Below are 21,999 nucleotides of genomic sequence, written 5' to 3' on the forward strand. Positions count from 1 at the left end.
GGTCTGTTCGATTCGGCTCGGCCGTTCTGGGAACGCGTGCGGGGGGCCACCGGGGCGATGTGCGTCACAGCATGTCGGTGACGTTTCGTGTCGTCGGCGGTGCGCCACCGCAGGTAAACGTGCGTCAACAGTGCGTAAGGCCTCGGTGAAGTCGCCGTGCCCGATGTGCGCGATGGCCGGGGCCACGAGTATCGTCCTCACCTGCACAGACTCATACAGAACCCCTTGACACCGGAGGGTCCGTTGTCCCGCTTCGTGCTCATCAAGGCAGTGCTCGGCCCGATCATGCGCCTGATGTTCCGCCTACAGGTGGAGGGTGCGGAGCGCATTCCGGGTGATGGCCCGGTCATCCTGGCCGGCAACCACCTGACGTTCATCGACTCGATGATCCTGCCGCTGGTCTGCGACCGGCAGGTCTTCTTCATCGGCAAGGACGAGTACGTGACCGGCAAGGGACTCAAGGGCCGGCTGATGGCCTGGTTCTTCACCGGCGTCGGCATGATCCCCGTCGACCGCGACGGCGGCCGGGGCGGTGTCGCCGCGCTGATGACGGGGCGTCGCGTGCTGGAGGAGGGCCGGGTCTTCGGTATCTACCCGGAGGGGACGCGGTCTCCCGACGGGCGGCTGTACAGGGGGCGGACGGGGATCGCCCGGCTGACCCTGATGACGGGTGCGCCCGTGGTTCCCTTCGCCATGATCGGCACGGACAAGTTGCAGCCGGGCGGGGCCGGGCTGCCGCGGCCGGGCAAGGTCACGGTGCGGTTCGGTGAGGCGATGGAGTTCTCCCGGTACGAGGGGATGGACCGGGACCGCTATGTGCTGCGGGCCGTGACCGACTCGGTGATGGCCGAGGTCATGCGGCTGTCCGGGCAGGAGTACGTGGACATGTACGCGAGCAAGGCGAAGGAAGCGGCGTAGTTCCTGTGCGGGCGTGAGCGGGCTCGGATGTGAGCGGGCTCGGGCGTGGGTGGGCTCGGGCTGCCGGGGGCCGTGGGCGGCTGCGGGTTGTGGGGGTTGGTCGCGCAGTTCCCCGCGCCCCTGAGGGCATGACCTACAGGGCGTGGTTACGTGCCGCCCCGTGCCCGTTTTCGCGCAGTTCCCCGCGCCCCTTAGGGCGTGAACTCCGGGGCGTGGCTACGTGCCGTCCCGTGTCCATTTCGCGCAGTTCCCCGCGCCCCTGAGGGCATGACCTACAGGGCGTGGCTACGTGCCGTCCCGTGTCCATTTCGCGCAGTTCCCCGCGCCCCTGAGGGTATGTCCTCAGGGGCGTTGTGCCGTCCGGGCGGGTTACGCGTGGTCCGGGGAGGTTTCCAGTTGCTGGCTCCGTAGCAGGAACCACGCCGCCACCGCCGCTGCCAGCAGGACCGCCGCGCCCGCGCCCGCTGCCAGGGCCAGGCCGTCCACGAACGACGTGCGGGCCGCGTCCAGCATCGGGGCGGCGGTGCGGGCGGGCATGTGCGCCGCCGCCTCGACGGCGCCGCCCAGCGACTCGTGGGCCGCGGCCGGTGTGCCCGCTGGCCCGGTGAAGTCGCGGTAGACGCCGGTCACGATGGAGCCCAGCGCGGCGATACCGAGCGCGGCACCGAGTTCGTACGCCGTCTCGGACACGGCGGACGCGGAGCCCGCGTGCTCCTTGGGCACGCTGGAGAGGATCACGTCGGCGGTCACCGTGAACGACAGGCCGGCGCCGACGCCGACCACCAGCAGAGCGGTCCCGAGCAGCGGGTAGCCGGTGGAACGGTCGAGCACCGTGAGCACGGCCAGCGCGAGGCCGATCGCCGCGAGGCCCCCGGAGACCACGGCCCGCACCGAGAAACGCCGTGCCGCACGCCCCGCGACCAGTCCGGCCGCCACCGCGCCGACGGCCGCGGGCAGCTCGGCCAGCCCGGCCTCCAACGGGCGCCTGCCCTGGACGAGTTGCAGATACTGGGACAGGAAGAACACCAGTCCGGACAGGCCGAGGATGGTCAGCAGATCGGCCAGCACCGCCCCGCTGAAGCCCCGGTGGCGGAACAGCCGCATGTCCAGCAGCGGCGTCGGCAGCCTGAGCTGACGGTGGACGAAACCGTACAGGGCGGCCGCGCCCAGCAGCCCCGCGGCCAGGGTGCTCCACCCGAGGCCGTGGGTGGCAACCTCCTTGACCGCGTACACCACGCCGATCATGCCGACCAGCGACAGCACGACACTGACCAGGTCCCAGGGCCCGGGGTTCGCGGTGCGCGACTCGGGCAGCAGCTTGATCCCGACGAGGACCAGGACGGCCATCACGGGCAGATTGATCAGGAAGACGGAGCCCCACCAGAAGTGCTCCAGCAGGAACCCTCCGGCGATCGGGCCGACCGCCGTGCCGGCGGAAGCGGTGGCGCCCCAGATGCCGACGGCGAGACTGCGTTCGCGCGGGTCGTGGAAGAGATTGCGGATCAGGGCGAGGGTGGCCGGCATCAGAGTCGCTCCGGCGACGCCGAGCAGCGCCCGCGCGAGGATCATCATCTCGGGCGTGGTGGCGTAGGCGTTGACGACGGATATCGCGCCGAACGCCGTGGCTCCGATCAGCAGGATCCGCTTGCGGCCGATCCGGTCGCCGAGGCTGCCCATGGAGACTAGCAGACCGGCGATGACGAACGAGTAGACATCGCCGATCCACAGCAGCTGGGTGCCGGAGGGCTCCAGGTCCTCACTGATGTAGGGGGTCGCGAGACCGAGGACGGTCGCGTCGACGGCCACCAGCAGCACGGCGAGCACGAGGACACCGAGCGCGAGCCAGCGGCCCGGGCGCTCCACCGCCTCGGTGGTCTTCGCCGGCCGCAGGGTGCTGGTCATGATTCCTCTCTTCTGACTGCGCCGCCGAGCAACAGCTCGACGATCATGTGCTGGAAGTCCTTGGGGGCGCCCTTGCCGCTGTGCACCATCCAGGCGCCGGAGGCCATCAGGCCGTACAGCGCCTCGGTGAGCCAGGCGGGCGTGAGGTCGATGCGGAATTCACCGCCGAGCTGGCCGCGCCGGAACAAAGCGGAGATCCGGTCGTCGATCGTGGCCCAGCCGGCGTTCTGCTCCTCGCCCTCGAACAGCTGGTTCTCGGTGTAGAGGAACGCGAGCAGTCCCGCGGCGGGCTCCATGGCCCCGACCAGTCGGCGCACGGCGTCACTCGCCGAGCCCTCGTCGAGGCGGGCCGCGTCCAGGGCGGCCTCGCACTCCGCGATGCCGAGCGCCTCCAGCGCCCGGACGAGGGCGTCACGTCCCGCGAAGTGCCGGTGCAGTGTGGCCCGGCTGATTCCGGCGGCCTTGGCGACCTCGTCCATGGTCGCGGTGGATTTGCGGGTCAGCAGGGCAGCGGCGGCGCGCAGCACGTGCTCGGGGTCGACAGCCATGAGACAACCATAACCCGGATGAGACATGAATGTCTCATCCGGTGCATGCGCGACTCACGGTGGCCGTACTCTGCGGGTGATGGAGTGATCAGTGCCAGGGCAGTTGCGCGCGCCGCTGCCAGTACGCGTGCGGCTCCTCCACCAGCGTGGCGAGGCGGTTCAGCTGCTCGTCGTCGAGGTCGACGACCGCCGCGTGCAGGTTCGAGGCGAGCTGGTTGGTGGTGGCCGCGCCGGACAGGACGACACCGGCCCAGGGCTGTCGCAGGATGACGGCCAGGGCGACGGCGTCGCAGCCGAGCCCCGACCGCTCGGCGATCTCCCGTACGAGGTCCGGGGCGTGCGGCCCGGCGAGCCGGCCGTTGGCCATGCCCTCCTTCACGATCACGGTCAGTCCGGCGTCGTGGGCCTCGGCGAGGGCGGGCGCGGCGGAGGTCTCCAGCACGTTGTACGTGGACTGCACGGTACGGAAGAGGGGTTCGCCGTCGACCATCACGGCGAGAGCGGCGCGGATCGCGTCCGCCTGGGCGGGGCCACTGGTGGAGAACCCGACGGTGAGGCCCTGTGCGGCGGCTTCCGCGAGCCGTGCGTGCAGTTCCTTGTCGGTCAGGGCCGGGCTGTCCGGGGTCACCGAGTGGACCTGGTAGAGGTCGAGCCGGTCGCCGAGCAGGGCGTCGCTCTCCGCGCGCTGCCGTTCGTAGGTGGCGAGGGTGTGGTCCTTGACCTCGTGCTTCTCGGCGTCGGTGGACCAGTCGGCGGTGTAGGTGTAGCCCCACTTGCTGCCCACGACGATGTCGTCGAGGCCGGGCCTGTCCTTCAGCCAGCCGGCGAGGAACTCCTCGGAGCGGCCGTAGGAGCGGGCCGCGTCGAAGTAGCGGACGCCCTGGGCGTAGGCGGCGTCGAGGAGCTCATGGGTGCGGCCCCGCAGCGTTTCGACGCTGCGGTCCTCTCCGAGATCTTCGTCCCGGCCCAGGTTGATGTAGCCGGGGCGTCCTACGGCGGCGAGGCCCAGTCCGATGTGGCAGGTGGGGGTCGTTGCGGTTGCCAGTCGAGCGAAGGGCATCGCGGGCTCCGTTCGGTCGGGTCCGGTACGGCTTCCGACCAACGTACCCGCGATGACCTTCGGCGCTCGCGATCAGAGCTCGGTTCGAGCGGTGGTTCGGCGAGTGCGGGTTGGTCGTGGCTTGTCGCGCAGTTCCCCGCGCCCCTAGAGGGCGCTTCCCTTCTCCACCGCCCACTCGTGCTGGATCGCCACATCCGCCTTCACCTCGGCCAGCTGGACGGCCACCGCGCTCGGCGCCGTGCCGCCCCTGCCGTTGCGGGAGGCCAGGGCGCCGGGGACGTTCAGGACCGTGCGCACCTCGGGGGTGAGGTGGGCGGAGATCTTGGCGAACTGTTCGTCCGTCAGGGCGTCCAGTTCCTTGCCCTCGGACTCGGCGGCCTTCACGCACTCGCCCGCCACCTCGTGGGCCACGCGGAACGGCACGCCCTGCTTCACCAGCCACTCGGCGATGTCCGTGGCGAGGGAGAAGCCGGCCGGCGCCAGTTCCTCCATGCGCTCGCGGTGGACCGTGAGGGTGGCCATCATGCCGGTGAAGGCCGGGAGCAGGACCTCCAGCTGGTCGATGGAGTCGAAGACCGGCTCCTTGTCCTCCTGGAGATCGCGGTTGTACGCGAGCGGGAGAGCCTTGAGCGTGGCCATCAGGCCCGTGAGGTTGCCGATGAGGCGGCCCGACTTGCCACGGGCCAGCTCGGCGATGTCCGGGTTCTTCTTCTGGGGCATGATCGACGAGCCCGTCGAGAACGCGTCGTGCAGGGTCACGAAGGAGAACTCCTTCGTGTTCCAGATGATGACCTCCTCGGCGATCCGGGAGAGGTTGACGCCGATCATCGCCGTGATGAAGGCGAACTCGGCGACGAAGTCCCGGGAGGCCGTGCCGTCGATGGAGTTGCCGGCCGAGCCGTGCTCGAAGCCGAGATCCTTCGCCACCGCCTCCGGGTCCAGCCCGAGGGAGGAGCCGGCCAGGGCGCCCGAGCCGTAGGGGGAGACCGCCGTGCGGGCGTCCCACTGGCGCAGCCGCTCCGCGTCCCGGGAAAGGGACTGGACGTGGGCCAGCACATGATGGGCGAACAGGACGGGCTGGGCGTGCTGGAGGTGCGTGCGGCCGGGCATCGCCACGTCGGGGTGGGCCTCGGCGAGGCCGATCAGCGCGTCCTGGAGCTCGGCGATCAGACCGCCGACGATCCGGGCGTGGTCCCGCAGGTACATGCGGAAGAGGGTCGCGACCTGGTCGTTGCGGGAGCGGCCCGCGCGCAGCTTGCCGCCGAGGTCGGGGCCGAGGCGCTCCAGGAGGCCGCGCTCCAAGGCGGTGTGGACGTCCTCGTCGGCGATCGTGCCCACGAAGGTGCCGTCGGCGACGTCCGCCTCGAGCTGGTCGAGGCCGGCGATCATGCGGGTCAGCTCGTCCTCGGTGAGCAGACCCGCCTTGTGCAGCACGCGCGCGTGGGCACGCGAACCGGCGATGTCGTACGGCGCGAGCCGCCAGTCGAAGTGGACGGACGCGGACAGCTTCGCCAGCGCCTCGGCGGGACCGTCGGCGAAACGGCCGCCCCAGAGCCGGACGTCACCGCTGTTGCTGCTCACCTGCGCGCTCCTCAAGGGGGTGTGGATGTGCCTCACCGTCATGCATGAGTATGCAGACCGCTGCATGATTCGTCAATTCGGTGGGGCCGGGGGTCGGTTTCCGGTCACGTGAGAGGAATTTGAAGATCCATTGAACGCGGGAAACCGCTTACCCGTACCTCTCGCCGAACGCAGGCGCCGCGTTACGACACCGACGACACTCCGACTCCCTAGTGAGGCATCCGCATGTCCAGGGCTCTTCCGAAGTACAACAAGCGTCGCGTCACGTTCATCGGCGGCGCCGCCGCGGTGGCTCTGTCCGGCACGGTCATCGCCGGCTTCGCCCTCGCCGGGGAGTCGCCCGACAGCGGCGCCAAGAACGCCCGGACGCTGGCGGGCCCCGGCACCATCACGTGCCCGGACGTCCGCTCCAAGCTCCCGGCGGTCCCCGCCTCCGCCAAGGCCGAGGTCGACCGCAACCTCGCCCTGCTCAACACGCAGATCCAGGAGGCCAACAAGCGCCTGGTCGACACCGTCGGCCAGGGCGGCCCCAACTTCGTCCAGAACGCCATCCTCGGCCCCCTCAAGGACAAGCGCGTCGCGACCGTCAACCGCATCGCCACCGCCATCGGCCGGACCGCCGCCAAGCCCCAGGGTCTGGACTCCCTGGCCACCTGCACGCTGAACGGCGCGGGCACCAACGCGGGCGGCGGCGCGGCCGGCAAGCCGCAGGCCGGCGGCAACAAGGGCAACGCGGGTAACGCCGGCAATGCGGGCAACGCCGGGAACGCGGGCAATGCCGGCAACGGCGCCGCCGGCACCATCACCTGCCCGGACGTCCGCTCCAAGCTCCCGGCGGTCCCCGCCTCCGCCAAGGCCGAGGTCGACCGCAACCTCGACCTGCTCAACACGCAGATCCGGGAAGCCAACACCCGTCTGGTGAACACCGTCGGCCAGGGCGGCCCCAACTTCGTCCAGAACGCCATCCTCGGCCCCCTCAAGGACAAGCGCGTCGCGACCGTCAACCGCATCGCCACCGCCATCGGCCGGACCGCCGCCAAGCCCCAGGGTCTGGACTCCCTGGCCGCCTGCACCCTCAACAAGTGAGGTGACAGGCGCTGTGGCCGCCCCGTGGGAGCGCCGGCCGGGGCGGCCGCGGCAGACGTCCGCCGCGGGGTCCGGCAGAGGTGACCGGACCCCGCAATTCCTTAGACGGTCGAAAGATATGCGGCCATAATCGTTCGACATGGGAAAGACCTACGAGCGCATAGACGGCCGGCTCCGCACCTTCATCGAGGCACAGCCGGTCTTCTTCACCGCCACCGCGCCCCTGGCCGCCGACGGCACCGTCAACCTCTCCCCCAAGGGCCTCACGGGCTCCTTCGCGGTGCTCGACGAGCTCACGGTGGCCTACCTCGACTTCGCCGGTTCCAACGCCGAGACCATCGCCCATCTGCGGGAGAACGGGCGGATCACGCTGATGTGGTGCGCCTTCCAGGGCCCGCCGAACATCGTCCGCGTGCACGGCAGGGGCGAACCGGTCTTCCGTGACGACCCCCGCTTCCGGGAACTGCTCGCGCACTTCCCGGACATCGACCCGGCGCAGCACGGCCTGCGCGCGATCATCGTGGTCACCGCCGAACTCGTCCGCGACACCTGCGGCTACGGCGTGCCCTTCATGGCGTACGAGGAGGACCGGGACCTGCACGGCAAGCGGTTCGCCCGGGAGGACGACGCCTCGCTCAACGCGTACTTCGGCAAGAAGGAACACATCGCCACCAGCCTGGACGGACTACCCGGGCTGCCGTTGCCGCTGCCCCCCTCTACCGTCTGAGGCATGCGTCCCGGTGCCGTCGCCCTCGTCGTCTCCTCCCTGCTCGTGCCCGGCACCGGGCCGGCCGCCCCCGCGCCGCCGCTGCCGGCCCGGATGGCGGACACCGGCGGCGGCACGCAGCTGATCACCGCGGTGGCCCCGAAGCGGGCCTCGACGACGGGCACGGTCACCTGGTGGGACCGCGAGGACGGGCGCTGGGTGAAGAGGGGCTCCGCCCCCGCCCGTTTCGGAGCGAACGGACTCGCCGCGGGCGCCACCCGCAAGCAGGGCACGAACACCACGCCCACCGGCCTCTACGGCCTGCCGTACGCCTTCGGCATCAAGGCCGCGCCGCGCGGGACGGCGTACACCTACCGCCGGGTGCGCCAGGATTCCTGGTGGTGCCAGGACAACGACTCCCGGTCCTACAACCGCTGGAGCGAGCCGCGTGCGGCCGACTGCCGGGCCGCCGAGTCCGAGCACCTGATCACCTACTCAGCGCAGTACGCGCACGCGCTCGTCATCGGCTTCAACTACGAGCGGCCCGTGCGGGGGCGCGGTGCGGGCATCTTCCTCCACGTCCACGGGCGGGGGGCGACGGCCGGTTGCGTCTCCGTGCCCGGGAAGGCGATGCGGCGGATCCTCATGTGGGCCGACCCCGCGCGGCGGCCGCACATCGCCGTGGGCACCCGGAGCGGGAGCACGGCCGTCACCCGCCTGTGACGGGGAAAGCCGCGTGAGCGTGACCAGCGCTCACTCCTGCCCGGACGCGACTCGGTGCACGACTGAACACTCCCGTGTCGCGGTCCGTATCTGTGGGCCAAGGGTCAAGTCCCCACGGAGGAACCGTGACCACCACGCTCGCAGGCGGACGTGCCGCCCGCCGCCAGACGATGCGCCGCATCCGCCCGCGCCGCTCCCCGGCCGTTCCGCTGCTGATCGCCCTGTGGGCCGGTGCGGCGGCCGTGCTGTGGCTGTGGTGGGACAACACACCGTCCCTCGCCGACAACGCGAGCAAGATCCTTGCTGCGGGCCGGATCACCGGTCTGCTCGCCGGCTACCTCATGGCGCTGGTGGTGCTCCAGATGGCCCGGGTGCCCGCGCTGGAGCGCCGGGTGGGCACCGACCGGGTGGCGCGCTGGCACGCCATGACCGGCCGTTACACGCTCTGTCTGGTGCTGGCCCACGTCTTCCTCACCATGTGGGGCTACGCGCTCCAGGCGGGCAAGGGGCTCGGTGACGTCGTCCAGCAGACGGTGGACTCCGTCAACCAGCTGCCGGACATGGGCAAGGCCGCCATCGGCACGGGCCTGCTGTTCCTCATCGGGATCCTGTCGATCGGCGGGGTGCGCCGGCTGATCGGCTACGACACCTGGTACCACGTGCACCTGCTCACGTACGCCTCGGTGTACATGACGTTCTGGCACCAGATCACGACCGGCAACGAGTTCGCCGTCGAGCCGGCCGCGAAGACCTTCTGGTACGGGCTGTACGGCGTGGTGACCGCGCTGGTCGTCTGGTACCGGATCCTCACCCCCATCCGGCTGAACCTGCGGCACCGCATGCGCGTCGCGGCGGTCATCGAGGAGACCCCGGGGATCGTGTCCGTGCTGATCAGCGGGCGCAAGCTGCACCGGATGGGGGCGGAGGCCGGGCACTTCTTCCGCTGGCGGTTCAAGGCGCCGGGCATGCGCTTCAGTTCGCACCCGTACTCGCTGTCGGCGGCCCCCCGCCCGGACATGCTGCGCATCACGGTCAAGGCGATCGGTGACCACACCTCCCGGCTGCGGGACCTCGAACCCGGCACCAAGGTCTGGGCCGAGGGCCCGTACGGGGCGATGACCGCGCAGCGCCGCAGCCGCGGCAAGGTCCTGCTGGTCGCGGGCGGGGTCGGCATCACGCCGATGCGGGCGCTGTTCGAGACGCTGCCCGGCGCGTCCGGTGACATCACCCTTCTCTACCGGGCCAACACCACCCAGGACCTGGCGCTGTGGGGCGAACTCGCCAAGATCGCCGACGAGCGCGGCGCCCGGCTGATGTACGCGGTCAACAGCCCGGAAGGGGAACGCCCGGACATCTCCGCGGAGTCCCTCCAGCGGAAGATCCCGGACATCGGCGACCACGACGTCTTCATGTGCGGGCCGCCCGGTTTCGCGCAGTCGGTCTACGAGGCACTGCGCGGAGCGGGAGTACCCGCCCGCCGCATCCATCACGAGTCGTTCGAGATGTGAGCGACGGGACACCAACGGCCCTTTTTCAGGAGTTTGGGAAACGATGAGGAAGTCTCACCCCGTCCGGCGTGCCGTGCTCGCCGGCGCAGCCACCGTCTCCGGGATCGTGCTGCTGCTGTCCCTGAAGCCTGCCTCCGACCCGGGCTCCGCCCAGGCGGCGGGACAGGCCCCGCCCGCGGCTGCCGGGCAGGCCCCGCAGGGCGGCGTGAACGGCGCTGTCACCGGTGACGCGGCGCAGACGCAGTACGGCGCGGTGCAGGTCCGCCTGACCATGAGCAACGGCAAGATCACCCAGGCGGAGGCGGTCCAGGCTCCCAAGGGCGGCCGCAGCGACCAGATCACCGCAGGCTCGGTCCCCCGCCTCAACCAGGCGGCTGTCGCAGCGCAGAGCGCGGAGATCGACGCGGTGTCGGGCGCCACGTACACCAGCGCCGGCTACAAGAAGTCCCTCCAGTCGGCCCTGGACAAGGCGAAGGCGTCGGCCGGGGCCCAGCAGGGCTCGGGCGGGGCGCAGACGCTGACCGGCGATGTCGCGCAGACGCAGTACGGGCCGGTGCAGGTGCGGGTGACGGTGGCCGGCGGGAAGGTCACCAAGGCCGAGGCGGTCCAGGCCCCCAAGGGCGGCCGCAGCGACCAGATCACCGCCAGCTCGGTCCCCCGCCTCAACCAGGCGGCCGTGGCGGCCGGTACCGCGGACATCGACGCGGTGTCGGGTGCCACGTACACCAGCGCCGGCTACAAGAAGTCCCTCCAGTCGGCACTCGACAAGGCGCCGGCTCAGAGCGGTTCCTCGCAGGCCGCGGGCTCGGGAGGCGGCCAGGCCACGACTCGGACTCTCACCGGCAAGGCGGCGCAGACGCAGTACGGGCCGGTGCAGGTCCGGGTGACGGTGGCCGGCGGGAAGATCACCAAGGCCGAGGCGGTCCAGGCCCCCAAGGGCGGCCGCAGCGACCAGATCACCTCCTCGTCCGTCCCCCGTCTCAACCAGGCGGCCGTGGCGGCCGGTACCGCGCAGATCGACGCGGTGTCGGGCGCCACGTACACCAGCGCCGGCTACAAGCAGTCCCTGCAGTCCGCGCTGGACCAGGCCGGTGGCTGACACGGTGGCCGACTCCGCACAGGCTCCCGCCGCGGTACGTCATGCCGAGGAGACGATGGGGACCGTCTTCTCCTTCGACGTCCGCGGCGGGGAACCGGCCGCCGTGCGCGCGGCCCTGGACGAGGCCGTGGCCTGGTTGCACCGGGTCGACGAGGTGTTCAGCACGTACCGCGAGGACAGCCAGGTCTCGCGGTTGCAGCGCGGTGAGGTGACCGTCGCGGAGTGCGATCCCGAGGTCGCCGAGGTGCTGGGACTGGCCGCCGAGGCGGAGCGGCTGAGCGACGGCTGGTTCAGCACGTCGTACCAGGGCCGCCTCGATCCGACGGGCATCGTGAAGGGCTGGGCCGTCGAGCGGGCGGCGCGCCTGCTGGCGGACGTGCCCGGGGTGTGCGGGGTGAACCTGAACGGCGGCGGCGATGTGCAGTTGCTCGGGACGCCGGGTGGGCAGCGGCCGTGGCGCGTGGGCGTGGCCGACCCGTTGCGTCCGGGGGGTCTCGCGGCGGTCGTCTCCGCGGCCGGGGTGGACGAGTTGTCCGTGGCCACGTCCGGGACGGCGGAGCGGGGGGACCACATCGTCGACCCCCGGACGGGGCGCTCCGCGGTGACCGACCTGGTCGCCGTGACGGTGGTGGGCCCGCGGCTGACGTGGGTGGACTGCTGGGCGACGGCGGCGTTCGCGATGGGGTCGCGGGAGGGCCTCGCGTGGCTGGAGTCGCTGCCGGGGGTGGAAGCGCTGCTGATCACGGCCGGGGACGAGGTGCGGTGCACCGGGGGGTTGGCGGCGAGGCTGGGGTGAGCCGGGGCTGGGGCGGGGGGTTCCGCAGCCCGGCGCAGCGGGGTGCCTCCCCCGGCGGCACGCATGCCCGCAACCAGGCCGACCCAGGGGCGCGGGGAACTGCGCGACCAGCCGCAGCGCACCCGCACGCACCCACCACCGGCACCCCTACGGCGCTCAGTGCCCGTTCTGGGCCAGCCTCAGCAGATGGTCGGCCAGCGCCTGCCCACCCGCCGGCTCCCGGCTGATCAGCAGCAACGTGTCGTCACCGGCGATCGTCCCCAGGATGTCGTGCAGTTCGGCCTGGTCGATGGCCGAGGCCAGGAACTGCGCGGCCCCCGGAGGGGTCCGCAGGACCACGAGGTTCGCCGAAGCCTCCGCGGAGATCAGCAGCTCCTGCGAGAGCCGCCGCATCCGCTCCTCCTTCGCCGACCCGCCCAGCGGCGCCCTGGGCGTGCGGAACCCGCCCTCGCTGGGCACCGCGTAGATCAGGTCACCGTCGGCGTTGCGGATCTTCACCGCGTTCAGTTCGTCCAGGTCCCGGCTGAGCGTGGCCTGCGTGACGCTCAGCCCGTCGTCGGCGAGCAGCTTCGCCAGCTGGCTCTGCGACCGGACCGGCTGCCGGTTGAGGATGTCCACGATCCGGCGGTGGCGGGCGGTGCGGGTCTGCGGCACGGCGGGCCCGTTCGCCCCCGGCTGCTCGTGGTCCTGCGCCTGGCTCATCGTCGTCTCATTCCCCGGATCGTCCGTCCCCGCTGACTGCCTGGAGGATGCCGGGCAGCGCCCCGAGGAACGCGTCCACCTCGTCGTCGCCGAGGTTCAGCGGCGGCATCAGCCGGACGACGTCGGGGGCGGGCGCGTTCACCAGGAATCCGGCCTCCTGAGCCGCCTGACGCACCTGGGGCGCGAGCGGCTCGGTGAGCACGATACCCAGGAGGAGTCCCGTACCCCGGACGAAATCGATCAACTGGTGGCCGAGGCCCTCGATTCCGTCCCGCAGCCTCTCGCTCTGCCGCTTGACGTTCTCCAGCAACCCCTCGTTCTCGATCGTGTCGAGGACCGCGAGCCCCGCGGCGCAGGCGACCGGGTTGCCACCGAAGGTCGTACCGTGCTGGCCGGGCTGGAGCAGGTCGGCCGCGCGCCCGAAGGCGACGGTCGCGCCGAGCGGCAGGCCGCCGCCCAGCTGCTTGGCGAGGGTGACGACGTCGGGCAGGACGCCCTCGTGGGCCTGGTACTCGAACCAGTGCCCGGTCCGGCCGATGCCGGTCTGCACCTCGTCGAGGACGAGCAGGGCCCCGGTCGCGGCCGTGATGGCCCGGGCCGCCTTGAGGTAGCCGGCGGGCGGCACGACGACGCCGAGCTCGCCCTGGATCGGTTCGAGGATGACGAGCGCGGTCTCCTCGGTGACGGCGGCGGCCAGGGCCTGCGCGTCACCGAACGGCACGTGCGTGACATCGCCCGGCAGCGGCAGGAACGGCTCGCGCTTGCCCTGTTGGCCGGTCAGTGCCAGGGCGCCCATGGTCCGCCCGTGGAAGGCGCCCTCGGTGGCCACGATGTGGGTCCGCCCGGTCAGCCGGCCGATCTTGAACGCGGCCTCGTTCGCCTCGGCGCCGGAGTTGCAGAAGAAGACCTTGCCGTCCCGGCCGAAGAGGCGCAGCAGCCGCTCGGCGAGGGCGACGGTCGGCTCGGCCATGAAGAAGTTGGAGATGTGGCCGAGGGAGCCGATCTGCCGGCTGACGGCCTCGACGACCGCCGGGTGGGCGTGGCCGAGGGCGTTGGTGGCGATGCCGCCGACGAAGTCGAGGTACGCGTGGCCGTCGGCGTCCCACACCTTGGTGCCCGCGCCGCGCTCCAGGGGCAGCAGCGGGGTGCCGTAGTTGTTCATGAGCGCGCCCTGCCACCGCCCGGCGTACTCCTGCTGCGCGGTCATGCGGCGTCCCCCTCGTGCTCGTCGGGCACGACCATCGTGCCGATGCCCTCGTCGGTGAAGATCTCCAGCAGGATCGAGTGCTGGACCCGGCCGTCGATGACGCGGGCGGTGGTGACACCGTTGCGCACGGCGTGCAGGCAGCCCTCCATCTTCGGCACCATGCCGGACGACAGGTCCGGCAGCAGCCGCTCCAGCTCGGTCGCGGTGAGGCGGCTGATCACCTCGTCGCTGTGCGGCCAGTCCTCGTAGAGGCCCTCGACGTCGGTGAGGACCATGAGGGTTTCGGCGTCCAGTGCAGCAGCGAGTGCCGCAGCCGCCGTATCAGCATTGACGTTGTAGACATGTCCGTCGTCCTGGGAGCGGGCGATCGAGGAGACGACCGGGATGCGGCCGTCGGCGAGCAGGGCCTCGATCGCGCCCGTGTCGATCGCGGTGATCTCGCCGACCCGCCCGATGTCGACCAGCTCGCCGTCGATCTCGGGCTGGTGCTTGGTGGCGGTGATGGTGTGGGCGTCCTCGCCGGTCAGACCGACGGCGAGTGGCCCGTGCTGGTTGAGGAGCCCGACCAGTTCGCGCTGGACCTGCCCGGCCAGCACCATGCGGACGACGTCCATGGCGTCCTCGGTGGTGACCCTGAGGCCGGCCTTGAACTCGCTGACGATGCCGTGCTGATCGAGCGCCCGACTGATCTGCGGGCCGCCGCCGTGCACGACGACGGGCTTGAGGCCGGCGTGGTGCAGGAACACCACGTCCTGGGCGAAGGCGGCCTTGAGGTCCTCGTCGATCATGGCGTTGCCGCCGAACTTGATGACGACCGTCTTGCCGTTGTGCCGGACCAGCCAGGGCAGCGCCTCGATGAGGATCTCGGCCTTGGGAAGAGCGGTGTGTTTCCGCGTGGGACTGCTCATGAGGAGTACGCGCTGTTCTCGTGGACGTAGTCGGCGGTGAGGTCGTTGGTCCAGATCGTGGCGGTCTCCGACCCGGCGGCGAGGTCGGCGACGATGTGCACCTCGCGGTAGCGCATGTCGACCTTGTCGCGGTCCTCGCCGACCCCGCCGTTCTTGCAGACCCAGACGCCGTTGATGGCGACGTTCAGCCGGTCGGGCTCGAAGGCGGCCTGCGTGGTGCCGATGGCGGAGAGCACCCGGCCCCAGTTGGGGTCCTCGCCGTGCAGGGCGCACTTCAGGAGGTTGTTACGGGCGATGGAGCGGCCCACCTCGACGGCGTCGTCCTCGGTCGCGGCGCCCACCACCTCGACCTTGATGTCCTTGCTGGCGCCCTCGGCGTCGCGGATGAGCTGCTGCCCGAGGTCGTCGCAGACCTGCCGTACGGCCTCGGCGAACTCCTCGTACTCCGGGGTGACTTCGGCGGAGCCGGAGGCGAGCAGCAGGACGGTGTCGTTGGTGGACATGCAGCCGTCGGAGTCGACCCGGTCGAAGGTCGTGCGGGTGGCGGCCCGCAGCGCCTTGTCCAGGACCTCGTCGTCGAGGGCGGCGTCGGTGGTGAGGACGACGAGCATGGTGGCGAGGCCGGGGGCGAGCATGCCCGCGCCCTTGGCCATGCCGCCGACGGTCCAGCCGTCCTTGGTGACGACGGCCGTCTTGTGGACGGTGTCGGTGGTCTTGATGGCGATGGCGGCCTTCTCACCACCGTGCTCGGAGAGCTGGGCGGCGGCCGTCTCGACGCCCGGCAGCAGCTTGTCCATCGGCAGCAGCACGCCGATGAGGCCGGTGGAGCAGACGGCCACCTCGATGGCGCCCCGGCCGAGGACCTCCGCGGCCTTCTCGGCCGTCGCGTGGGTGTCCTGGAAGCCCTTGGGGCCCGTGCAGGCGTTGGCGCCACCGGAGTTGAGGACGACGGCGGACACCTGGCCGCTCTTGAGCACCTGCTCGGACCACAGGACCGGCGCGGCCTTCACACGGTTGGAGGTGAAGACGCCGGCGGCGGCGCGGCGGGGGCCGGTGTTGACCACGAGGGCCAGGTCGGGGTTGCCGTTCTCCTTGATCCCCGCAGCGATGCCCGCCGCCGTGAATCCCTTTGCTGCCGTCACACTCACGGCGCAACTCCGATCGTCGTCAGCCCGGTGGTCTCGTCGAGACCCAGGGCGATGTTCATGCTCTGGACGGCACCGCCCGCGGTGCCCTTGGTGAGGTTGTCGATGGCGCTGATCACGATGATCCGTCCGGCGGCCGCGTCGTACGCGACCTGTACCTGAACGGCGTTCGAACCGTGGACGGACGCCGTGGCGGGCCACTGGCCCTCGGGCAGCAGGTGCACGAACGGCTCGTCGGCGAAGGCCTTCTCGTAGGCGGCGCGCAGGGACTCGCCCGTGACGCCGTCGGCGGCCTTGGCGCTGCACGTGGCGAGAATGCCGCGGGGCATCGGCGCGAGGGTCGGGGTGAAGGACACGGAGACCGGCGCGCCGGCGGCCGCGCTGAGGTTCTGGGTGATCTCGGGGGTGTGCCGGTGCCCGCCGCCGACGCCGTACGGGGACATCGACCCCATGACCTCGCTGCCGAGCAGGTGCGGCTTGGGCGCCTTGCCCGCACCGGACGTGCCGGACGCGGCGACGATCACGGCCTCGGGCTCCGCCAGACCGGCCGTGTACGCCGGGAACAGGGCCAGGGTGACGGCGGTGGGGTAGCAACCGGGCACCGCGATGCGCTTGGACCCCTCCAGCGCAGCGCGGGCGCCCGGCAGTTCGGGAAGGCCGTAGGGCCAGGTTCCGGCGTGGGGCGAGCCGTAGAACTGCTCCCAGGCGGCGGCGTCCGTCAGTCGGAAGTCGGCGCCCATGTCGACGACGAGCACGTCCGGGCCGAGCCGCTCGGCGACGGCGGCGGACTGGCCGTGCGGCAACGCGAGGAAGACGACGTCGTGGCCGGCGAGGACCTCCGGCGTGGTCTCCTGGAGCACTCGGCCGGCCAGGGGCAGCAGGTGCGGCTGGAGCGCACCGAGCTTCTGCCCCGCGTTGGAGTTGCCGGTCAGAGCGCCGATCTCGACCTCGGGGTGTGCCAGGAGCAGACGCAGCAGTTCTCCGCCCGCGTACCCACTCGCTCCGGCCACTGCCGCACGTACCGCCATGGAACCTCCTCCTAGAGGGCATGACTATACGTTTCTCTGCACGTTTATGCAATCCCATGCACGGGCCGCACGGTCGCCGTGACGATGCCTCCCGAAACCGGTTTTGTCCTGACCATGACGACAGGTTAAGGTCCGCGGGCACATCTCAGGGGATCACGGCAGACGGGGGAACATGGCCGAGGACATCGACGCGCCCGAGAAGAGCGTGAACGCGTGGGGGCAGGCGCTCGCCGCGGTGGTGCTGGTGGGGGCGCTCGGCGCCGGTTTCTGGGGGCTCGCCAACACGTCGGCCGCTGAGAGCGAGCCGAAGCCGGCCACCTGCTCCGACGGGGAGACCCCGGCCGCCAAGGGCAAGCACCTCTCCGGGGCGCGGTTGTGCCAGGCGCTGAACCGGTCCGACCTGGCCGGGCTGCTGGGCACGCCGACGGAGATCGCGAAGAGCGCCTCCGGCAGCGACAGTTCCATCGGGAAGATCGCCACCCCGCAGGCGCAGGTGGAGTTCGAGACGTACACCGTGACGCTCTCGGCGACCTACGACGGCCTGCCGGTGGCCGGGTCGGAGGCTCTCCTCGGACCCGACGCCCGCCCGCGGAAGACACTGGGCCGCCCGGGTGTCCTCTACTCGACCCGCACCATCAGCATCAGCTTCCGGCTCGACGGCGGGGACGCCGACAGCGGGCCCGGCGTTCCGGCCCGGGCCCTGACCGTGGCCCAGGACACCAAGGACCGCGGCGGCTCCCTCGACGTCACCCTGTGGCGGGCGGACGGAGTGGTACCGGACGACGCTGTGCTGCTGCGCGTCGCCGAGAAGGTGTTGCCGACGGTCCCCGGATGGAAGTCCGGCGCGTGAATCTCACGCGGTGACGGCGCTGTGCGGCCGCCGCCCCGGGGACGGCGGCCGCACAGCGGGATGTCACCTCTGCTTGATCCTCAGGAACGTCACGGAGTTCGCGGGGAAGGTGTAGGTGAACTGCTTCGCCACACCCCGGAACGTGGACGTCACCGGCGTCACCGGGGTGTCCGTCTCCGTGTTCACGGCGTCCTCGTCGGCGGCCAGCGTGGTGACCCGGGCCGTGGAGGCGACCCTGGCGTCACCGAGGTCGACGGCCGTACGGGCCTCGTCCGGCTGGGCGTTGACGACCTTGACGATCAGGTCACCGGTCTTCGCGTCCCTGGTGACGACCTGGCGGAACGGCTCGGCCGGCTTGTCGTCCTCGAAGCTGCCCCACTCCTTGCCGTCGAGGAAGAGGGTGACCTGGCGGCCGCGGACCTTGATGTCGATGTCGTAGGCACGGCCGGTCTCTACCGATCCCGGCTTGCTCAGCAGGGTGCTCTTGCCGCCGTCCACGGCCTGCTCGATGGCCGATTGGGTGTTGTTCCAGCCGCCCAGGTTCCACCAGTAGTAGTTCCCGGTGTCCTTGACGCCGAAGGCGACGAGGAAGCCCTCCTTGCCGGACTTCTTGGTCGCCTTCACATGCAGGTCGTAGTCCTTCCAGGCCGGGTCGCCGGCCGTGACCATGGTGTTCTCGGCGGCGGTGTCGGTCTGGACGTAGGCCCCGCCCTGGATGCTCCAGCTGCCCCGGCCGCTGGAGGTCCACTTCGAGGCGCCGCCGGAGAAGTCGTCACTGAGCAGGGTCGAGCCGTCCGCGGAGGTGACCTTCACGTCGTCGTAGGCGGCGCTGGTCGCCCACGTCGACAGGCCCACGGCACCGGTGATGGGGCCGCTGACGGTCGGCGTGGTGGTGGCCCTGGACGGCACGACACGGTCCCCGACGTTGTTCATGAACAGCTTCTGGACCTCGTAGTTGGCCGAGTTCCAGGAGGCCCGGTTGTTGAACCAGATCATGTCCGGGCGCCACTGCACGTAGTCCTCGTTGGCGAGCAGCGGGGCGTACGAGGCGAGTTTGACGACGTCCGCGTTGCGCTCCAGGCCCGTCATGTACGCGGCTTCGGCCAGGCCGTTTCTCCAGGCGTTGCCCTGGGAGGCGTACTCGCCGAGGAAGACCTTGGGGCCGCCGCGGTCGTAGGAGTCGTAGCGGTCGTTGTTCTGCAGGAACCAGTTCGGGCTGTTGTAGTAGTGCTCGTCGACCATGTCGACCTTGCCCTCGCGGTTGAGCTGCCAGGCGGTGTCGAAGGTCGTGCCGGCGTCGTCGGGGCCCGAGTTGGAGATGACGGTGATGTCCGGGTACTTCGCCTTGATGGCCGTCCGGAACCGCTCGAAGCGGGCGAAGAACTCCTTCGGGAGGTTCTCCTCGTTGCCGACCCCGAGGTGGGTGAGGTGGAAGGGCTCGGGGTGGCCCATCTGCGCGCGTACCTTGCCCCACTTGGAGGCCGCCGGGCCGTTGGCGAACTCGATGAGGTCGAGGGTGTCCTGGATGTGCCGCTCGAGCAGCGCCTCGTCGTCGGTGGCCTTGTTCTGGCCGCAGCCGGTCACCAGGGCGGGGACGACGGGCAGCGGCATGGCGCCGATGTCCTCGGAGAAGCGGAAGTACTCGTAGTAGCCGAGGCCGTAGCTCTGGTTGTAGCCCCAGAAGTTGGCGTTGGTGGCGCGCTGCTCTACGGGTCCGATGGTGTCCTTCCACTGGTAGCTGCGCTTGCGCTGCCAGTTCGAGGCCGCGCTGTAGTCCTCCATGGAGCCGGTGTTGACCAGGCAGCCGCCCGGGAAGCGCACGAAGCCCGGCTTCAGGGCGGCGATCTTCTCGGCGAGGTCCTTGCGGAGACCATTGGGCTGGTTCTTGTACGTCTCGCGCGGGAACAGCGAGATCTCGTCGAGCGCGGCGGCGTGCGTCGCGGCGACGGCGAGCCGGCCGCGGTTGCTGGTGCGGGTCGCGGTGAACGTGGCCTTGTACTTGGCCCAGCCGCCCTGCACGGCGACCTGGCGGGCGGCGGCCAGGCTGCCCGCGGCGTCCTTCAGGGAGACGGTGAGTGTACTGCCGTGCTCGGCGCGGGCCCACACGGAGAAGTCGTACCGCTTGCCCTGCTCGACGCGGATGCCGGTGTTGTAGCCGGCGTTCGTGACGGACGAACCGGAGCCCAGGGAGAGGTAGTTGCGGTTGCGCTCGTTGAGGCGGCCCGAGTCGTTCACGACCTCGGCCGTGCCCCCGGCCGTCCACGAGGTCAGGGGCGTGTAGGAGCCGTTGTCGGCGGTCGAGTACTCGAACGACCGGTTCTGCACGAGCTCTGCGTACAGGCCGCCGTCGGCGGCGCGGTTGATGTCCTCGAAGAAGACGCCGTACATCGTGTCGTCGATCTTCGCGCCCTGGGCGGACGGGTCGACGGTGATCGCGTAGTCGGTCACGTCCTCGGCGTGCGCGGGGGCCGGTAGGAGGGCTGCTGCCGTCAGGAGGGCGGTGGTCGTGAGACCGATTCTCCTTCGGGTGCGGGCGTCGGTGCGTGGCATGGATACTCCGCGGCTCTCTGCTAGAGGTAGAGGTGTTCGAAATATCAGACAATGATCAGCACTTCGAACGGCAAGATAGGGAGGGGGCGGATGCGCGTCAATGGGGCATACGACAGTGCCGGGACGAAGAGCGGAGCAGGATGGGCGAGTTCTGGCCAGTGCCGGACGTACTGGCGTTTCTGGCCGGGCGCTGGAAGGTGTCGCGGTCGGTGCGGGATCTCGCGAGCGGCGAGGAAGGGGAGTTCACCGGAACCACCGAGTTCCGTGCGGACGGGGAGCGGCCCGGCGGCCTCCTGCACCACGAGTCCGGCACCTTCGTCTGGCAGGGCGTCGCCCGGCCCGCCGAGCGGACCCTGCGGTTCCTGCCCGGCCCGGGCGGCACGGCGGACGTGCGGTTCGCCGACGGGCGGCCGTTCCACGACCTGGACCTGACGTCCGGCCGGCATGTCGCCGACCATCCCTGCGCGGCGGACCTCTACCGAGGCGAGTTCTCCGTCCGGGACAGCGACCGCTGGCGGACGGTGTGGCGCGTCCGCGGCCCCGCCAAGGACCTGGTCCTGACGACCGACTACGCGCGCGAGGGCTGAGCCGGCGCCCCGCCGTCCAAGCGCAGGTTCCAGCGGCCCGCCCGGCCCGTCACGGCGGTCGTCGACAGCGGGCGGACGTCGATGTTCCAGTACGTCGACGGCGGTGCCTTCAGGGCGTACACCAGGGCCGCCCGGATCACGGAGGGCTCGGCCACCGCCACGACCCGGCAGCCGTCCTCGACGGGCCGGGTGTCGAGCCAGCCGCCGACGCGGGTGATGAAGTCGACCAGTGACTCACCCCCGTGCGGTGTGGCGCGGGGGTCGGCGAGCCAGGCGTCCACGGCATCCGGCTCCCTGGCCATCGCCTCGCCCAGGGTCAGCCCGCGCCAGCGGCCCATGTCGCAGTCGCGCAGGCCGAGCTGCACGAGCGGCGCGTACCCGAGTCCCTCCCCCGTCGCCCGGCTGCGCGGAGTCGGCGAGCAGTAGCGCAGGTCGGCCGCGGCGAGCGGCAGCAGATCCCGGGCGGCGCGCTCCACCTCGCCCCAGCCGGCCTGGTCCAGCGGCCGCTCGTCCTCGAAACGCTCGGCGAGCAGCGGGGAGCTGCGCGCGGCGGCGACGAAGGTGACCCGAAGTGGCATGCGGCGATCGTCGGCGCAGCAAGTGCGCAGGTCAAGAGCTGTTACCTACGAGTTACCCGGGGTGTCCCGGTCCTCACGGGGCGAAGATGAGCGCCATCCACTGCTCAGGCCGTTCCAGCGGGGCGAACCCGAGCTTCTCGTACACCCCGTGCGCGTCCTGCGTGGCGAGCAGTACCCGCCGCACCCCGAACGAGCGGAGCTCTTCCCGCACGGCGGCCACGAGCGCGCTCCCGACGCCCTTGCCGCGCACGGAGGGATCGACGTACACGTCGCACAGCCAACCGAACGTCGCCCGGTCGGTGATCACCCGGGCGTAGGCGACCTGCTCGCCCGACACCGTGTCGAACGCCCCGAAGTTGAGCGACTCCTCGATCGCCCGGTCCTGCTTCTCCCGGCTGCGTCCCAGGGCCCAGTAGGCGTCGGTGGAAAGCCACCGGTGCACGCGCTCGCGGTCGACACGGGCGGGGTCGGTGGATATCTCGTAGCCCTCGGGCAGGCTCGGGGTGTCGGTCATGTC

Annotated in this window: 21 protein-coding genes; 9 read left to right on the forward strand and 12 right to left on the reverse strand. The window is 71.0% G+C overall.

What is annotated here, in order from left to right; all coding sequences use genetic code 11:
* Window positions 1-243 precede the first annotated feature (243 nt).
* Complete coding sequence (locus AB0F04_RS31850; RefSeq protein WP_362047897.1) at window positions 244-918, forward strand: lysophospholipid acyltransferase family protein; 675 nt, start codon at window positions 244-246, stop codon at window positions 916-918.
* A gap of 369 nt (window positions 919-1,287) precedes the next feature.
* Here the strand turns inward: AB0F04_RS31850 and AB0F04_RS31855 are convergent, their stop codons facing one another.
* The 4 genes from AB0F04_RS31855 to argH all read right to left on the reverse strand — a co-directional run bounded on the left by AB0F04_RS31855 (window position 1,288) and on the right by argH (window position 6,009).
* A complete protein-coding gene (locus AB0F04_RS31855; RefSeq protein WP_362047900.1) occupies window positions 1,288-2,820 on the reverse strand; it encodes an MFS transporter in 1,533 nt (510 codons plus the stop codon).
* Window positions 2,817-3,368: a helix-turn-helix domain-containing protein gene (locus AB0F04_RS31860; RefSeq protein WP_362047903.1), complete on the reverse strand. Its 552-nt coding sequence runs from the start codon at window positions 3,366-3,368 to the stop codon at window positions 2,817-2,819. Before AB0F04_RS31860 ends, AB0F04_RS31855 begins: the two co-directional genes overlap by 4 nt.
* Window positions 3,369-3,456: 88 nt before the next feature.
* The gene (locus AB0F04_RS31865) at window positions 3,457-4,428 is read right to left on the reverse strand and encodes an aldo/keto reductase (RefSeq protein ID WP_362047906.1); all 972 of its coding nucleotides are present in this window, start codon (window positions 4,426-4,428) and stop codon (window positions 3,457-3,459) included.
* Window positions 4,429-4,572: 144 nt separating this feature from the next.
* On the reverse strand, window positions 4,573-6,009 hold the full coding sequence (gene argH / locus AB0F04_RS31870) for an argininosuccinate lyase (RefSeq protein ID WP_362047909.1): 1,437 nt from the start codon (window positions 6,007-6,009) through the stop codon (window positions 4,573-4,575).
* Window positions 6,010-6,234: 225 nt separating this feature from the next.
* On the opposite strand from argH, the gene AB0F04_RS31875 reads away from it, so the two are divergent.
* The 6 genes from AB0F04_RS31875 to AB0F04_RS31900 all read left to right on the forward strand — a co-directional run bounded on the left by AB0F04_RS31875 (window position 6,235) and on the right by AB0F04_RS31900 (window position 11,927).
* Window positions 6,235-7,095 carry a hypothetical protein gene (locus AB0F04_RS31875; protein WP_362047912.1) on the forward strand — a complete coding sequence of 287 codons (861 nt, stop codon included), beginning with the start codon at window positions 6,235-6,237 and terminating at the stop codon, window positions 7,093-7,095.
* A gap of 139 nt (window positions 7,096-7,234) precedes the next feature.
* Entirely contained in the window at window positions 7,235-7,822 is a 588-nt protein-coding gene (locus AB0F04_RS31880) for a pyridoxamine 5'-phosphate oxidase family protein (RefSeq protein ID WP_362047915.1), read from the forward strand.
* 3 nt (window positions 7,823-7,825) lie between these two features.
* On the forward strand, window positions 7,826-8,524 hold the full coding sequence (locus tag AB0F04_RS31885) for a L,D-transpeptidase family protein (RefSeq protein ID WP_362047918.1): 699 nt from the start codon (window positions 7,826-7,828) through the stop codon (window positions 8,522-8,524).
* Between the two features lie 125 nt (window positions 8,525-8,649).
* Window positions 8,650-10,032 (forward strand): ferredoxin reductase family protein, encoded by a 1,383-nt coding sequence (locus tag AB0F04_RS31890; protein ID WP_362047921.1) that lies wholly within the window; start codon window positions 8,650-8,652, stop codon window positions 10,030-10,032.
* A 43-nt stretch (window positions 10,033-10,075) separates the two neighbouring features.
* Window positions 10,076-11,131 carry an FMN-binding protein gene (locus tag AB0F04_RS31895; protein ID WP_362047924.1) on the forward strand — a complete coding sequence of 352 codons (1,056 nt, stop codon included), beginning with the start codon at window positions 10,076-10,078 and terminating at the stop codon, window positions 11,129-11,131.
* Window positions 11,124-11,927: an FAD:protein FMN transferase gene (locus AB0F04_RS31900; RefSeq protein ID WP_362047927.1), complete on the forward strand. Its 804-nt coding sequence runs from the start codon at window positions 11,124-11,126 to the stop codon at window positions 11,925-11,927. The genes AB0F04_RS31895 and AB0F04_RS31900 overlap by 8 nt, the downstream gene beginning before the upstream one ends.
* A 156-nt stretch (window positions 11,928-12,083) precedes the next feature.
* On the opposite strand, the gene AB0F04_RS31905 is transcribed toward AB0F04_RS31900, so the two are convergent.
* The 5 genes from AB0F04_RS31905 to argC are packed head-to-tail and all read right to left on the reverse strand — an operon-like array spanning window position 12,084 to window position 16,917.
* Window positions 12,084-12,629, reverse strand: a complete 546-nt coding sequence (locus AB0F04_RS31905) for an arginine repressor (protein WP_184561750.1) — start codon at window positions 12,627-12,629, stop codon at window positions 12,084-12,086.
* Between the two features lie 7 nt (window positions 12,630-12,636).
* On the reverse strand, window positions 12,637-13,836 hold the full coding sequence (locus AB0F04_RS31910; protein ID WP_362047930.1) for an acetylornithine transaminase: 1,200 nt from the start codon (window positions 13,834-13,836) through the stop codon (window positions 12,637-12,639).
* Window positions 13,833-14,744 (reverse strand): acetylglutamate kinase, encoded by a 912-nt coding sequence (argB, locus tag AB0F04_RS31915; protein WP_362047933.1) that lies wholly within the window; start codon window positions 14,742-14,744, stop codon window positions 13,833-13,835. Before argB ends, AB0F04_RS31910 begins: the two co-directional genes overlap by 4 nt.
* A complete protein-coding gene (gene argJ / locus AB0F04_RS31920; RefSeq protein WP_362047936.1) occupies window positions 14,741-15,892 on the reverse strand; it encodes a bifunctional glutamate N-acetyltransferase/amino-acid acetyltransferase ArgJ in 1,152 nt (383 codons plus the stop codon). Before argJ ends, argB begins: the two co-directional genes overlap by 4 nt.
* A complete protein-coding gene (gene argC, locus AB0F04_RS31925; protein WP_362047938.1) occupies window positions 15,889-16,917 on the reverse strand; it encodes an N-acetyl-gamma-glutamyl-phosphate reductase in 1,029 nt (342 codons plus the stop codon). The genes argJ and argC overlap by 4 nt, the downstream gene beginning before the upstream one ends.
* A gap of 172 nt (window positions 16,918-17,089) precedes the next feature.
* Here argC and AB0F04_RS31930 point away from each other — a divergent pair, with 172 nt between their 5' ends.
* Complete coding sequence (locus AB0F04_RS31930) at window positions 17,090-17,767, forward strand: DUF6215 domain-containing protein (RefSeq protein ID WP_362047941.1); 678 nt, start codon at window positions 17,090-17,092, stop codon at window positions 17,765-17,767.
* Between the two features lie 63 nt (window positions 17,768-17,830).
* Here AB0F04_RS31930 and AB0F04_RS31935 read toward each other — a convergent pair whose 3' ends face one another.
* Window positions 17,831-20,317 carry an alpha-L-arabinofuranosidase C-terminal domain-containing protein gene (locus AB0F04_RS31935; protein ID WP_362047944.1) on the reverse strand — a complete coding sequence of 829 codons (2,487 nt, stop codon included), beginning with the start codon at window positions 20,315-20,317 and terminating at the stop codon, window positions 17,831-17,833.
* A gap of 140 nt (window positions 20,318-20,457) precedes the next feature.
* Between AB0F04_RS31935 and AB0F04_RS31940 the strand changes: the two genes are divergently transcribed.
* The gene (locus tag AB0F04_RS31940) at window positions 20,458-20,904 is read left to right on the forward strand and encodes a DUF6314 family protein (protein WP_362047947.1); all 447 of its coding nucleotides are present in this window, start codon (window positions 20,458-20,460) and stop codon (window positions 20,902-20,904) included.
* Here the strand turns inward: AB0F04_RS31940 and AB0F04_RS31945 are convergent.
* Window positions 20,886-21,482: a histidine phosphatase family protein gene (locus tag AB0F04_RS31945; RefSeq protein ID WP_362047950.1), complete on the reverse strand. Its 597-nt coding sequence runs from the start codon at window positions 21,480-21,482 to the stop codon at window positions 20,886-20,888. The genes AB0F04_RS31940 and AB0F04_RS31945 overlap by 19 nt on opposite strands.
* Before the next feature lie 73 nt (window positions 21,483-21,555).
* Window positions 21,556-21,996, reverse strand: coding sequence for a GNAT family N-acetyltransferase (locus AB0F04_RS31950; protein WP_362047953.1), 441 nt, complete (start codon window positions 21,994-21,996; stop codon window positions 21,556-21,558).
* Window positions 21,997-21,999 lie beyond the last annotated feature (3 nt).

Source organism: Streptomyces sp. NPDC029041 (assembly GCF_040637515.1).
Lineage (GTDB): Bacteria > Actinomycetota > Actinomycetes > Streptomycetales > Streptomycetaceae > Streptomyces.

Excerpts from the sequence above, each read along its gene's own strand:
- AB0F04_RS31855 (WP_362047900.1), bottom strand. The coding sequence starts at position 2,820 with ATGACCAGCACCCTGCGGCCGGCGAAGACCACCGAGGCGGTGGAGCGC.
- AB0F04_RS31860 (WP_362047903.1), bottom strand. The coding sequence starts at position 3,368 with ATGGCTGTCGACCCCGAGCACGTGCTGCGCGCCGCCGCTGCCCTGCTG.
- AB0F04_RS31865 (WP_362047906.1), bottom strand. The coding sequence starts at position 4,428 with ATGCCCTTCGCTCGACTGGCAACCGCAACGACCCCCACCTGCCACATC.
- AB0F04_RS31875 (WP_362047912.1), top strand. The coding sequence starts at position 6,235 with ATGTCCAGGGCTCTTCCGAAGTACAACAAGCGTCGCGTCACGTTCATC.
- AB0F04_RS31880 (WP_362047915.1), top strand. The coding sequence starts at position 7,235 with ATGGGAAAGACCTACGAGCGCATAGACGGCCGGCTCCGCACCTTCATC.
- AB0F04_RS31885 (WP_362047918.1), top strand. The coding sequence starts at position 7,826 with ATGCGTCCCGGTGCCGTCGCCCTCGTCGTCTCCTCCCTGCTCGTGCCC.
- AB0F04_RS31895 (WP_362047924.1), top strand. The coding sequence starts at position 10,076 with ATGAGGAAGTCTCACCCCGTCCGGCGTGCCGTGCTCGCCGGCGCAGCC.
- AB0F04_RS31905 (WP_184561750.1), bottom strand. The coding sequence starts at position 12,629 with ATGAGCCAGGCGCAGGACCACGAGCAGCCGGGGGCGAACGGGCCCGCC.
- AB0F04_RS31910 (WP_362047930.1), bottom strand. The coding sequence starts at position 13,836 with ATGACCGCGCAGCAGGAGTACGCCGGGCGGTGGCAGGGCGCGCTCATG.
- argB (WP_362047933.1), bottom strand. The coding sequence starts at position 14,744 with ATGAGCAGTCCCACGCGGAAACACACCGCTCTTCCCAAGGCCGAGATC.
- argC (WP_362047938.1), bottom strand. The coding sequence starts at position 16,917 with ATGGCGGTACGTGCGGCAGTGGCCGGAGCGAGTGGGTACGCGGGCGGA.
- AB0F04_RS31930 (WP_362047941.1), top strand. The coding sequence starts at position 17,090 with ATGGCCGAGGACATCGACGCGCCCGAGAAGAGCGTGAACGCGTGGGGG.
- AB0F04_RS31935 (WP_362047944.1), bottom strand. The coding sequence starts at position 20,317 with ATGCCACGCACCGACGCCCGCACCCGAAGGAGAATCGGTCTCACGACC.
- AB0F04_RS31940 (WP_362047947.1), top strand. The coding sequence starts at position 20,458 with ATGGGCGAGTTCTGGCCAGTGCCGGACGTACTGGCGTTTCTGGCCGGG.
- AB0F04_RS31945 (WP_362047950.1), bottom strand. The coding sequence starts at position 21,482 with ATGCCACTTCGGGTCACCTTCGTCGCCGCCGCGCGCAGCTCCCCGCTG.
- AB0F04_RS31950 (WP_362047953.1), bottom strand. The coding sequence starts at position 21,996 with ATGACCGACACCCCGAGCCTGCCCGAGGGCTACGAGATATCCACCGAC.